The following is a 13625-nucleotide window of genomic DNA, read 5'->3' on the forward strand; positions in this document are numbered from 1 at the left end:
GCTACGCTGCACCAGCAGCGGGGCTTTTCAAGGTTCACGAGGGCCTTACATGGGCTCCCGATCCAGGATCAGCAAAAACTACTTGATGATCTTGGTAACGCGTCCTGAACCAACGGTGCGGCCGCCTTCGCGGATTGCGAAGCCGAGGCCCTCTTCCATGGCGATGGGCTGGATGAGCGCAACGGTCATCTCAGTGTTGTCGCCAGGCATAACCATTTCCGTGCCTTCCGGCAGGGTGATAACGCCGGTTACGTCCGTGGTGCGGAAGTAGAACTGCGGGCGGTAGTTGGAGTAGAACGGGTTGTGACGCCCACCTTCGTCCTTGGAGAGGATGTAGACGTTAGCCTCGAAGTCGGTGTGCGGGGTGATGGAACCCGGCTTGACGACAACCTGGCCACGCTCTACGTCATCACGCTTCAGACCGCGGAGCAGGAGGCCACAGTTCTCGCCGGCCCATGCTTCGTCGAGCTGCTTGTGGAACATCTCGATACCGGTAACGGTGGTCTTCTGGATCGGGCGGATACCGACGATCTCGACCTCAGAGTTGATTGCCAGGGTGCCACGCTCGGCGCGGCCCGTAACAACGGTTCCACGACCGGTGATCGTGAAGACGTCTTCGATCGGCATCAGGAACGGCTTGTCACGGTCACGTACGGGGTCCGGAACGGACTCGTCTACGGCTTCCATGAGGTCCTCGACGGACTTGACCCAAACGGGGTCGCCTTCGAGAGCCTTCAGGCCGGAAACGCGAACTACGGGAGCGTCGTCGCCATCGAAGCCCTGTGCGCTGAGCAGCTCACGAACTTCCATTTCAACGAGGTCCAGCAGCTCTTCGTCGTCAACCATGTCCGACTTGTTCAGCGCGACCAGCAGGTAGGGAACGCCAACCTGGCGGGCAAGCAGAACGTGCTCGCGGGTCTGAGCCATCGGGCCGTCAGTGGCGGCAACCACGAGGATTGCACCGTCCATCTGTGCAGCACCGGTGATCATGTTCTTGATGTAGTCAGCGTGACCCGGAGCGTCTACGTGTGCGTAGTGGCGCTTCTCGGTCTGGTACTCAACGTGGGAAATGTTGATGGTAATGCCGCGCTGACGCTCTTCGGGAGCAGAGTCAATAGACGCGAAGTCGCGCTGCTCGTTGAGAGTCGGGTACTTGTCATACAGCACCTTGGAAATGGCGGCCGTCAACGTCGTCTTACCGTGGTCAACGTGACCAATGGTACCGATGTTAACGTGCGGCTTAGTCCGCTCGAACTTTGCCTTTGCCACAGGTTCCTCCTAGAACGTTTTCAAATGACTTACCCTTCAACCGCGCTTGTCGCGGCAGAAACTCCAGTAAGTCTACTTGGGGGGCTTTGGATTGGTGAAATTGCAGATTCAGGAACTAATACTAGTCCCTAGAGCCTGTTCGCGCGGATGGCCGGACCCGGCTTGACCGGGTTGCATCTAACCGGGCCACGGCCACCTGCACCAGGCGAATTTCCGGAGATCGGAAACGCACCCGAGTTTGTCGCTGGAACAGTCGCGAGGACTATTCGCCGCGGGTCTTCTGGATGATCTCGTCGGCAAACGCCTTCGGGACCTCGGCATAGCTGTGGAATGTCATGGAGTACACAGCGCGGCCCTGGGTCTTCGAGCGCAGGTCACCGATGTAGCCGAACATGCCGGACAGCGGAACGTGCGCACGGATAACCTTGACGCCCTGGGCATCTTCCATGGACTGCATCTGGCCACGGCGGGAGTTGAGGTCACCGATAACTTCCCCCATGTATTCCTCAGGGGTTCGGACCTCGACATCCATCAGCGGTTCGAGCAGGATGGGGTTCGCCTTGCGTGCGGCTTCCTTGAAAGCCATACGTCCGGCGATCTTGAACGCCATTTCCGAGGAGTCAACATCGTGGTACGCGCCGTCAATCAGCGTTGCCTTGATGCCGACGACCGGGTAACCGGCCAGCACGCCGTCGTTCAGTGCATCCTGAATACCGGCATCAACCGACGGGATGTATTCACGCGGAATACGGCCACCGGTGACCTTGTTCTCGAACTCGTACAGCTCACCCTCGGACGTGTCCAGCGGTGCGATCGCAATCTGGATCTTTGCGAACTGGCCGGAACCACCGGTCTGCTTCTTGTGCGTGTAGTCATGACGCTCTACAGCACGCTTGATGGTTTCGCGGTAAGCAACCTGCGGCTTGCCAACGTTTGCCTCGACCTTGAACTCGCGGCGCATGCGGTCCACCAGGATGTCCAAGTGGAGCTCGCCCATGCCGGCGATGATGGTCTGGCCGGTGTCTTCGTTGAGGGAGACCTGGAAGGTCGGGTCCTCAGCGGAGAGCTTCTGGATGGCCGTGGAGAGCTTCTCCTGGTCACCCTTGGTGTTCGGTTCGATCGCAACAGAGATCACGGGCTCCGGGAAGCTCATCGACTCGAGGACGATCTGGTTGCTGGAGTCGCACAAGGTGTCACCTGTAGTGGTGTCCTTGAGACCAATTGCTGCATAGATGTGGCCCGCGGTGGCGCCGTCGACCGGCATTTCCTTGTTGGCGTGCATCTGGAACAGCTTGCCGATGCGCTCCTTCTTGCCCTTGGTGGAGTTGACCACCTGCGCGCCGGCTTCAACGTGACCGGAGTACACGCGGACGAAGGTGAGCTGACCGAAGAACGGGTGCGTCGCAATCTTGAACGCAAGGGCCGAGAACGGCTCCTCGGAGGAAGGCTTGCGGGTCAATTCCTTTTCTTCGTCGCGGGGATCGTGACCGATCATCGGCGGGACGTCGAGCGGGTTCGGCAAGTAGTCAACAACTGCGTCCAGCATCGGCTGCACGCCACGGTTCTTGAAGGCGGACCCACAGAATACCGGGTAGAGCTCGGAGTTGATGGTCATCTTGCGGATGCCGGCCTTGAGTTCGTCGACGGTGATCTCTTCACCCTCAAGGTACTTCTCCATGAGCTCTTCGGAGGACTCTGCAACAGCCTCAATGAGGTTTGCGCGGTACTCCTCGGCCTTTTCGCGAAGATCGGCGGGGATCTCCTGGATCTCGTACTTGGCACCCATGGTGACGTCACCCTTGGAGTCGCCGGGCCAGACCAATGCACGCATGTACAGCAGGTCTACGACGCCGACGAAGTCGTTCTCGGCGCCGATGGGCAGCTGCATAACGAGCGGCTTGGCACCGAGGCGGCTGATGATGGTGTCGACGGTGAAGTAGAAGTCAGCGCCGAGCTTGTCCATCTTGTTGACGAAGCAAATGCGCGGAACGTTGTACTTGTCGGCCTGGCGCCAGACAGTCTCCGACTGCGGCTCCACGCCTTCCTTGCCATCGAACACGGCAACGGCACCATCGAGGACACGCAAGGAGCGCTCAACCTCAACGGTGAAGTCCACGTGACCGGGGGTGTCGATGATGTTGATCTGGTTGTTTTCCCAGAAGCAGGTCACGGCGGCAGACGTGATGGTGATGCCGCGTTCCTTTTCCTGTTCCATCCAGTCAGTGGTCGAAGCGCCGTCGTGCGTTTCGCCAATCTTGTGGTTCACACCTGTGTAGAACAGAATGCGCTCGGTGGTGGTGGTCTTGCCGGCATCGATGTGGGCCATGATGCCGATGTTTCTGACCTTACTAAGGTCGGTAAGCACGTCCTGTGCCACGGTGTCTCCCTTTCGGATGGACTACACGTTCGCCGCCGGCTCGTCTGAGCCGGCGGCGTCCGGGAAGTATTACCAGCGGTAGTGTGCGAAGGCCTTGTTGGACTCGGCCATCTTGTGGGTGTCTTCGCGGCGCTTTACAGCGGCACCGAGACCGTTGGATGCATCCAGAATCTCGTTCTGGAGACGCTCGGTCATCGTCTTTTCGCGGCGGGCCTTGGAGTAGCCAACGAGCCAGCGGAGAGCCAGTGCGGTGGAGCGGCCCGGCTTGACCTCAACGGGAACCTGGTAGGTGGCGCCACCGACACGGCGGGAGCGGACCTCGAGGGAAGGCTTGACGTTCTCCATAGCCTTCTTGAGGGCTGCGACGGGGTCGCCGCCGGACTTGGCGCGAGCACCTTCAAGGGCACCGTAAACGATGCGCTCTGCGGTGGATTTCTTGCCGTCAACCAGCACCTTGTTGATCAGCTGGGTGACCAACGGGGAGCCGTAAACGGGATCTAGTACGAGCGGCCGCTTGGGGGCCGGACCCTTGCGAGGCATATTACTTCTTCTCCATCTTTGCGCCGTAGCGGCTGCGAGCCTGCTTACGGTTCTTGACACCCTGGGTATCGAGGGCACCACGGACGATCTTGTAGCGGACACCCGGAAGGTCCTTAACGCGGCCGCCACGTACGAGCACAATGGAGTGCTCCTGGAGGTTGTGGCCTACACCCGGGATGTAAGCGGTGACTTCAACGCCACCGTTGAGGCGCACACGTGCAACCTTACGCAGAGCCGAGTTCGGCTTCTTCGGGGTGGTGGTGTAAACGCGGGTGCAGACACCGCGGCGCATGGGGCTGCCGTTAAGCGCGGGAGCCTTGGTCTTCTTGACCTTAGGCGTGCGGCCCTTACGGACCAGCTGGTTAATCGTAGGCACTCTCGTGTTCTCCGTTTTATCCGGAGCGGCCGCTGACAGCCGCTCTCCTGTTGCTTTGCCCCGCCGCTCGAGCTTTGAAGAAGTCTTCAGAGCAGCTGAGGCGAAGCCTTTAATAGTCTGATCGCAGACTTAGGGAGCGACTCACGTCATCAAAGGTCCCTAGGCATGCAAAAATGTGGCATACGTTGCACAAGAACCCTGCAAACCGGAAACGTCGCTCTGATCCAGCCTTTCAGCTGTAACGGCGCACTCATCCACTGCCACAATAACAATTGGTACCCAGTCTAACACGGACGGCCAGCAGACCTTAATCGGCCCTGCACAGGCCCAGTTCCCGATGGGTTAAACGGGGATGGTCCCCCACCTTGCGGTGCGGGACCATCCCTTTCTCAGACTTGAACAGACTGACTCTTAGCGGAAGTCGCTTCCGAGGTCGTAGTCATCCAGCGGGATGGCGTGGAACTCGGGAGCTCCGTCACCGCCCAGTGAGTCGTAGGAGAAATCGCTGAAGGCGCTCGGGCCGGTGAAGAGGTTGGCCTTTGCTTCCTCAGTCGGTTCAACTGTCACCTCGGTGTAGCGCGGGAGACCCGTGCCGGCCGGAATGAGCTTACCGATGATGACGTTCTCCTTGAGGCCGAGCAGCGGATCGCTCTTGCCTTCCATGGCCGCCTGCGTCAGGACGCGGGTGGTCTCCTGGAAGGAAGCAGCGGACAGCCACGACTCGGTTGCCAGCGATGCCTTGGTGATACCCATAAGTTCAGGACGACCGGAAGCCGGTGTCTTGCCCTCGGATACCACGCGGCGGTTGGCGTCCTCGAAGCGGCTGCGCTCAGCCAGCTCGCCCGGAAGCAGATCCGATTCGCCGGACTCGATGACCGTGACGCGGCGCAGCATCTGGCGGACGATAACCTCGACGTGCTTATCGTGGATACCGATGCCCTGGCTGCGGTACACGCCCTGGACCTCGTCAACCAGGAACTTCTGAGCAGCACGGGGACCCATGATGCGCAGAACCTGCTTGGGATCGACCGGACCGTTGATCAGCTTCTGGCCGACCGTGACGTGCTGGCCGTCTTCGATCAGGAGACGTGAACGGCGCAGTACCGGGTAGGCGATCTCTTCCGTGCCGTCGTCAGGGGTGATGACGAGGCGCATCTGACGCTCGGACTCTTCAATGGTGATGCGGCCGGCTGCTTCAGCAATCGGTGCAACACCCTTCGGGGTACGGGCTTCGAAGAGCTCCTGGATACGGGGCAGACCCTGGGTGATGTCGTCGCCACCGCTGGCCGAAACAGCACCACCGGTGTGGAACGTACGCATGGTCAGCTGGGTACCGGGCTCACCGATGGACTGGGCGGCAATAATGCCAACAGCCTCACCGATGTCAACGGTCTTGCCAGTGGCCAGCGAACGGCCGTAGCACAGGGCGCAGGTACCGACACTGGACTCACAGGTGAGAACAGAGCGGACCTTGACCTCGGTGATGCCGGCCGCGAACAGTTCGGCAATAACAACGTCACCGCAGTCGGTGCCGGCGGCAGCCAGTACCTTGCCCTTGGAGTCGACGACGTCGACAGCCAGGGTGCGTGCGTAGGCGCTGTTCTCGACGTTCTCGTCCAGGGTGAGCTCACCGTTGGCGTCAGCCACGGCGATCGGAGTGACCAGACCGCGCTCGGTGCCACAGTCCTCTTCGCGGACGATGACGTCCTGCGAAACGTCCACCAGACGACGGGTCAGGTAACCCGAGTTGGCGGTACGCAGCGCGGTGTCAGCCAGACCCTTACGGGCACCGTGCGTGGCGATGAAGTATTCCAGCACCGACAGGCCCTCGCGGTAGGAGGACTTGATCGGACGCGGGATGATTTCACCCTTAGGGTTGGCCACCAAACCACGGATACCCGCGATCTGACGAACCTGCATCCAGTTACCACGTGCACCGGAGGACACCATGCGGTTGATGGTGTTCATCGGGGAGAGGCTGTCACGCATCGCCTGGGCGATCTCGTTGGTTGCCTTGTTCCAGATTTCGATCAGTTCCTGGCGACGCTCGTCGTCGTCGATCAGGCCCTTGTCGTACTGGCCCTGGATCTTGGCAGCCATGGTCTCGTAACCGGCAAGGATTACGGGCTTGTCCTTGGGTACCTCGATGTCCGAGATAGCCACGGTGACGCCTGAACGGGTTGCCCAGTAGAAACCGGCATCCTTCAGGTTGTCCAGCGTTGCGGCTGTTACGACCTTCGGGTAGCGCTCGGCAAGGTCGTTGACGATCCGGGACAGTTCGCCCTTGTCGGCAACATCCTCAACCCAGGGGTAGTCCTCAGGCAGGGTCTCGTTGAAGAGGACCTGGCCGAGCGAGGTCTCAACCAGTGCGGTCTGACCCGGCTCCCAGTCCTCAGGAGCTTCCCAGCCGGGGTAAGGGACAAAGCCCTCGAGCCGGATCTTGACCTTGGAGTTCAGGTGCAGCTCGTGGAGATCGTAGGCCATAATGGCTTCCGCGACTGAACCGAATACCCGGCCCTCGCCAGCTGAACCAATGCGCTTGGTGGTCAGGTGGTAGAGGCCGATGATCATATCCTGCGAAGGCAGGGTCACCGGACGGCCGTCGGACGGCTTCAGGATGTTGTTCGATGACAGCATCAGGATGCGTGCTTCAGCCTGGGCTTCGGGGCTCAGCGGCAGGTGGACTGCCATCTGGTCGCCGTCGAAGTCAGCGTTGAAGGCGCCACAAACCAGCGGGTGGAGCTGGATTGCCTTACCTTCAACAAGCTGCGGCTCGAAGGCCTGGATGCCGAGACGGTGCAGGGTAGGTGCACGGTTCAGCAGCACAGGGTGCTCGGTGATGATCTCTTCGAGGACGTCCCAGACCTGCGGGCGGTAACGCTCAACCATCCGCTTGGCCGACTTGATGTTCTGGGCGTGGTTGAGGTCAACCAGGCGCTTCATCACGAACGGCTTGAAGAGTTCCAGAGCCATCTGCTTGGGCAGACCACACTGGTGCAGCTTCAGCTGGGGGCCGACGACGATGACGGAACGGCCCGAGTAGTCAACACGCTTACCCAGGAGGTTCTGACGGAAACGGCCCTGCTTGCCCTTGAGCATGTCGCTCAGGGACTTCAGCGGACGGTTGCCCGGTCCGGTGACAGGACGGCCGCGGCGGCCGTTGTCGAAGAGGCTGTCAACAGCTTCCTGAAGCATGCGCTTCTCGTTGTTGACGATGATCTCCGGAGCACCCAGGTCAAGCAGTCGCTTGAGTCGGTTGTTGCGGTTGATCACACGGCGGTAGAGGTCGTTGAGGTCGGAGGTCGCGAAGCGGCCACCGTCCAGCTGGACCATCGGACGCAGTTCCGGCGGGATCACCGGGACGGCGTCCAGCACCATGCCGAGCGGGCTGTTGTTCGTGGTCAGGAATGCGTTGACCACCTTGAGGCGCTTGAGGGCACGGGTCTTGCGCTGGCCCTTGCCGTTGGCAATGACGTCGCGCAGCAGGTCGGACTCAGCCTGCATGTCGAAGTTCTCAAGACGCTTCTTGATGGCTTCGGCACCCATGGAGCCTTCGAAGTACATGCCGTAGCGGTCGCGCAGTTCGCGGTAAAGGCCTTCGTCACCTTCAAGGTCAGCAACCTTGAGGTTCTTGAAACGATCCCAAACCTGTTCCAGGCGCTCGATCTCGGCGTCGGCGCGCTTACGCACGTTTGCCATCTGACGGTCCGCGGAATCACGGGCCTTCTTCTTATCGGCAGCCTTCGCCCCTTCGCCTTCGAGACGGGCAAGCTCGTTCTCGAGATCGCGGGCGATCGTGGCGATGTCGGAGTCGCGGTTGTCAACCAATTGCTTCTTCTCGATGTCGTGCTCAACCTGGAGGTTGGGCAGTTCCTCGTGACGGCTTTCGGCGTCGACACTGGTGATCATGTAGGCGGCGAAGTAGATGACCTTTTCGAGGTCCTTCGGTGCCAGGTCAAGGAGGTAGCCCAGACGGGAGGGAACGCCCTTGAAGTACCAGATGTGGGTTACCGGAGCGGCGAGCTCGATGTGGCCCATGCGTTCGCGGCGCACCTTGGCGCGGGTGACTTCAACGCCACACCGCTCACAAATGATGCCCTTGAAGCGCACGCGCTTGTACTTACCGCAGTAGCATTCCCAGTCGCGGGACGGGCCGAAGATCTTCTCGCAGAAGAGTCCGTCCTTCTCAGGCTTGAGTGTGCGGTAGTTGATGGTTTCCGGCTTCTTAACCTCGCCGTACGACCATCCGCGGATGTCTTCCGCGGTAGCGAGGCCGATTTGCATGAGGCCGAAGGAGGATTCGCTGGACATATGGTCCCTGTTCTCTCTTGTTCTCTAAATTCTGAAGTCTTGGTTACGGAAAGAGGGAGGAATCCGGGAAAAGCGGCGCCGCTGAGCGAACCGCTTCCCCCGGACGCCTGCTAAACCTCTTCTACGGAACTGGGCTCTGCACGAGACAGATCGATACCCAGTTCCTCCGCAGCCGTGAAGACTGCGTCATCAGAGTCACGCATTTCAATTGTGGTTCCGTCCGTGGAAAGCACTTCCACGTTCAGGCACAGCGACTGCATTTCCTTGATCAAGACCTTGAAGGACTCAGGAACGCCCGGTTCGGGGATGTTCTCGCCCTTGACGATGGCTTCGTAGACCTTCACACGACCATGGATGTCATCCGACTTGATCGTGAGGAGCTCCTGGAGCGTGTAGGCGGCGCCGTAGGCTTCGAGCGCCCACACTTCCATTTCACCGAAGCGCTGGCCACCGAACTGAGCCTTACCACCCAGCGGCTGCTGCGTGATCATGGAGTACGGGCCGGTGGAGCGCGCGTGGATCTTGTCGTCCACCAGGTGGTGGAGCTTCAGGATGTACATGTAGCCGACCGAGATCGGATCCGGGAACGGCTCGCCGGAGCGGCCGTCAAACAGACGGGTCTTGCCAGAGGAGTTGATCAGGCGTTCGCCGTCGCGTGTCAGGTTGGTGGAATCCAGGAGGCCTGTGATTTCCTCTTCACGCGCACCATCGAAGACCGGCGTCGCGACAGTGGTCTGGCCACTTTCGCGTGGCAGGTTCGGCAGCTGCTTCATCCACTCGGGCTCGCCTTCGATCTTCCAACCGGTCTTGGCAACCCAGCCAAGGTGCGTTTCCAGCACCTGGCCGACGTTCATACGTCCCGGAACACCCAGGGGGTTCAGGACGATGTCGACGGGGGTTCCATCAGCAAGGAAGGGCATGTCCTCGACCGGGAGGATCTTGGAGATGACACCCTTGTTGCCGTGACGGCCGGCGAGCTTGTCGCCGTCGGTGATCTTACGCTTTGCAGCCACGTAGACGCGGACCAGCTGGTTGACGCCCGGGGGCAGTTCGTCGTCGTTGTCGCGATCGAAAACGCGGACACCGATGACGGTTCCCGACTCACCGTGGGGAACTTTCAGGGAGGTGTCGCGCACTTCGCGGGACTTCTCACCGAAGATGGCACGCAGCAAGCGCTCTTCCGGGGTCAGTTCGGTTTCACCCTTAGGGGTGACCTTTCCGACCAGGATGTCGCCTGCTTCAACCTCGGCACCGATGTGGATGATGCCGCGCTCGTCCAGGCCTGCGAGGACTTCCTCGGAGACGTTGGGGATGTCACGGGTGATTTCCTCGGCACCAAGCTTGGTGTCGCGGGCATCGATCTCGTGCTCCTCGATGTGGATGGAGGAGAGAACATCCTCAGCGACGATGCGCTGGGACAGGATGATGGCGTCCTCGAAGTTGTGGCCTTCCCATGACATGAATGCCACAAGGAGGTTCTTACCGAGGGCGAGCTCGCCCTGGTCCGTTGCCGGGCCGTCAGCAATGATGCCGCCGACCTCGAGGCGCTGGCCTTCGCTCACCAACACGCGGTGGTTGTAGCAGTTGCCCTGGTTGGAACGGGCGAACTTGTTGATGCGGTAGTTGGTTTCCGTGCCGTCGTCGTTGAGCATGATGACGAGTTCAGCGGACACCTCGGTGACCACACCTGCCTTCTTCGCGATGACTACGTCACCGGCGTCGACGGCTGCTGCACGCTCCATGCCGGTGCCCACGAAGGGGGCCTCGGAACGGACCAAAGGCACGGCCTGGCGCTGCATGTTGGCACCCATGAGTGCGCGGTTGGCGTCGTCGTGCTCGAGGAACGGGATCAGGGCTGTAGCCACCGACACCATCTGGCGCGGGGAAACGTCCATGAACTGCACCTCGGCGGCGGGAACCAACACGGGCTCGCCTCCACCACCACGGGCGCGGACCAGAACCGTCTCTTCGGCGAACTTCTTGTTGGAGTCCAGCGGAGCGTTGGCCTGTGCGATCAGGACCTCTGCTTCGTCGTCGGCGGTGAGGTACTGGACCTCATCGGAAACGACGCCTTCGGCAACAAGGCGGTACGGGGTTTCGATGAAACCGAACGGGTTGATGCGTCCGTACGAAGCCAGCGAACCGATCAGACCGATGTTGGGGCCTTCAGGAGTTTCGATGGGGCACATACGTCCGTAGTGGGACGGGTGTACGTCTCGGACTTCCATGCCTGCACGGTCACGGGACAGACCACCCGGGCCAAGCGCAGACAGACGGCGCTTGTGGGTCAGACCCGAAAGCGGGTTGTTCTGGTCCATGAACTGAGACAGCTGCGAAGTTCCGAAGAACTCCTTGATCGCTGCAACAACCGGGCGGATGTTGATCAGGGTCTGCGGCGTGATCGCTTCGACGTCCTGCGTGGTCATACGCTCGCGGACGACGCGCTCCATACGGGACAGGCCGGTGCGGACCTGGTTCTCGATGAGCTCGCCCACGGCGCGGATGCGACGGTTGCCGAAGTGGTCGATGTCGTCGATTTCAACACGCAGCTCGTGATCCTGGCCGTCGCGCTTGCCCATGAGGGTTTTCTCGCCGGCGTGCAGGGCCACAAGGAACTTGATCATTGCGACGATGTCTTCAACGTGCAGGACCGAGGCTTCCTTGTCGCCAAGGGAGCGGTCGATGCCAAGCTTGCGGTTGATCTTGTAACGGCCAACCTTGGCCAGATCGTAGCGCTTGGAGTTGAAGTACAGGTTGTCCAGGAGCGACTGGGCAGCCTCAACTGTGGGCGGCTCGCCTGGTCGCAGCTTCCGGTAGATATCCAGCAAGGCGTCTTCACGGGTTTCCGTGGCGTCCTTCTCCAGCGTCGCACGCATGGAGTCGTACTGGCCGAACTCTTCGAGGATCTGGCCTTCGGTCCAGCCAAGGGCCTTCAGCAGAACGGTGACCGACTGCTTGCGCTTGCGGTCAAGGCGAACGCCGACCTGGTCGCGCTTGTCGATCTCGAGTTCAAACCATGCACCGCGGGACGGGATGATTTTGGCAGTGAAGATGTCCTTGTCACTGGTCTTGTCCGCGGTGCGCTCAAAGTAGGCGCCCGGCGAGCGGACCAGCTGGGAGACAACAACACGTTCGGTGCCGTTGACAACGAACGTTCCCTTCTCCGTCATCAGCGGGAAGTCACCCATGAACACGGTCTGCTGCTTAATTTCGCCCGTGTTGTTGTTCATGAATTCGGCCTTGACGTACAGGGGTGCCGAGTACGTAGCGTCCCGGTCCTTGCACTCAGCCATGGTGTACTTCGGGTCAGCGAACTCCGGGTCGGAGAAGCTCAGGGACATGGTGCCCTGGAAGTCCTCGATCGGGGAGATCTCTTCGAAGATGTCGGAGAGGCCGGAGGAAGTAGCGACGCTGAGGTCGCCTTCTTCCACAGCTTTCGCAACGCGTGCCTGCCAGCGTTCGTTGCCGACCAGCCAGTCAAAGCTGTCCGTCTGCAGGGCAAGCAGATTCGGAACATCAAGCGGTTCGTGAATCTTTGCGAATGAGAGCCGGCGAGTGGCACCATCGGTGCTGTCGGCGTTGATAGCGGTTGCGGCGTTATTTACATTAGAGGTGCTCGAGGCGACCAAGAGGGATCCTTCCACAGACCTTCAGGCGTATTCAGATCTTCCCCGCTAAGTACCCTGCGGAACTCTCCGCAGTGCTACCAGTCCGGTTCCGCTATATGACCCGGGACCCGTGCTGTACAAGAAGGAGCCGTCGTCGACGGCGCGTTCGTGAAACAGCTGCCAGGCAAAGCCCACCGCTATATGAAGGCTGAAGGTAAACAGGGAAGACGCAAATATCCACAATACGGCAAATGCGCCTACGTGTCTACCCCACTTCCCGCCGTAATGCAAGCACTGTTGCCGGGGGCACCTATCCGGTCCAGAAGAGTGCCGGATTCGTACAGATTCCGCGGGCCTCGGGTGGGCATTAAAGCCTGAGAGTAACGTCCACAGCTGTGCAGGCGGGGGCCGCGGCAAAGACTTGGTCGCGGACCGTGTCCTTCGACGCCTGCTCGGGCCCCTCGCCGGAACCCGCCGAGCCCGAGTGGTCGATGGCGATCAGGCTCAGGGCCGCAAACAACCCATATACGGCCTTCGGAGCTGTCTTCTTTGCCTCCTCGGAGACGAAGTAGATGTCCTCGTACGCGTTCACATCGTTGACAGATACCGCCTTATAGTCCGCGTACAGAGTGTTGAAAAGCTGGCACGCGCCCTTGACGTCGCCAGCCCCGGCGGCCCTCGCGGAAATTTCCGCATCCGTGGCGTTTGGACGCGCGGAGGTGGTCTCGGCGGAACCGGAGGTGGTCTCGGCGGAACCGGAGGTGGTCTCGGCGGCACCGGCGGTGGTGACCGGTACGGGCTCGGAGGCGGCACAGGACGTCAGCCCGGCGATGGTGATAACGGCAGCGACTGCTGCGGCTGTACCGGCAATGGTCTTCTTCAAAATAACTGCTCCTGGTCCCCAATTTGACGTCGTATCCCAATCTGGGGCCGTCCACGTACCACCCTACGCACGCAGGTTCAAGGGCGCAGTCTCCGGTCATGGGTAGTTCTCCCCTCCAGGACCACCCCACGCTGAACCACGGTGAACTGGACGGAATTGAGGGGGCAGTGGAAACGTTAAACAAAGAAGCAGCGGGCATCGCGGCTGTTCTGCCCGGGATAGCCTGTCCACACGGTTAGCCTGTCCATACGTCAACGGAAC

8 protein-coding genes are annotated in these 13625 nt (G+C 60.6%); 1 reads left to right on the plus strand and 7 read right to left on the minus strand.

Features of this window, described 5'->3' with window-relative positions:
• Nucleotides 1–78 precede the first annotated feature (78 nt).
• From tuf to MU551_RS06680, 7 genes are all read right to left on the minus strand, one after another.
• Nucleotides 79–1269 carry an elongation factor Tu gene (gene tuf / locus MU551_RS06650; RefSeq protein WP_247041846.1) on the minus strand — a complete coding sequence of 397 codons (1191 nt, stop codon included), beginning with the start codon at nucleotides 1267–1269 and terminating at the stop codon, nucleotides 79–81.
• Between the two features lie 262 nt (nucleotides 1270–1531).
• On the minus strand, nucleotides 1532–3646 hold the full coding sequence (fusA, locus tag MU551_RS06655) for an elongation factor G (protein ID WP_247041849.1): 2115 nt from the start codon (nucleotides 3644–3646) through the stop codon (nucleotides 1532–1534).
• 69 nt (nucleotides 3647–3715) lie between these two features.
• Nucleotides 3716–4186, minus strand: coding sequence for a 30S ribosomal protein S7 (gene rpsG / locus MU551_RS06660; protein ID WP_011692813.1), 471 nt, complete (start codon nucleotides 4184–4186; stop codon nucleotides 3716–3718).
• A 1-nt stretch (nucleotide 4187) separates the two neighbouring features.
• Nucleotides 4188–4562, minus strand: a complete 375-nt coding sequence (rpsL, locus tag MU551_RS06665; protein WP_011692814.1) for a 30S ribosomal protein S12 — start codon at nucleotides 4560–4562, stop codon at nucleotides 4188–4190.
• Between the two features lie 411 nt (nucleotides 4563–4973).
• Nucleotides 4974–8873 (minus strand): DNA-directed RNA polymerase subunit beta', encoded by a 3900-nt coding sequence (locus tag MU551_RS06670; protein WP_247041851.1) that lies wholly within the window; start codon nucleotides 8871–8873, stop codon nucleotides 4974–4976.
• 110 nt (nucleotides 8874–8983) lie between these two features.
• Entirely contained in the window at nucleotides 8984–12502 is a 3519-nt protein-coding gene (gene rpoB, locus MU551_RS06675; protein WP_247041852.1) for a DNA-directed RNA polymerase subunit beta, read from the minus strand.
• A 346-nt stretch (nucleotides 12503–12848) separates the two neighbouring features.
• Entirely contained in the window at nucleotides 12849–13364 is a 516-nt protein-coding gene (locus tag MU551_RS06680; protein WP_247041854.1) for a hypothetical protein, read from the minus strand.
• Nucleotides 13365–13462: 98 nt separating this feature from the next.
• Between MU551_RS06680 and MU551_RS06685 the strand changes: the two genes are divergently transcribed.
• Nucleotides 13463–13603, plus strand: coding sequence for a hypothetical protein (locus tag MU551_RS06685; RefSeq protein WP_247041855.1), 141 nt, complete (start codon nucleotides 13463–13465; stop codon nucleotides 13601–13603).
• Nucleotides 13604–13625: the final 22 nt, after the last annotated feature.

It is taken from the genome of Arthrobacter rhizosphaerae (assembly GCF_023062595.1).
In the GTDB taxonomy this organism is placed as follows: Bacteria; Actinomycetota; Actinomycetes; order Actinomycetales; family Micrococcaceae; genus Arthrobacter; species Arthrobacter rhizosphaerae.

Excerpts from the sequence above, each read along its gene's own strand:
- MU551_RS06685 (WP_247041855.1), top strand. The coding sequence starts at position 13,463 with ATGGGTAGTTCTCCCCTCCAGGACCACCCCACGCTGAACCACGGTGAA.
- MU551_RS06670 (WP_247041851.1), bottom strand. The coding sequence starts at position 8,873 with ATGTCCAGCGAATCCTCCTTCGGCCTCATGCAAATCGGCCTCGCTACC.
- rpsG (WP_011692813.1), bottom strand. The coding sequence starts at position 4,186 with ATGCCTCGCAAGGGTCCGGCCCCCAAGCGGCCGCTCGTACTAGATCCC.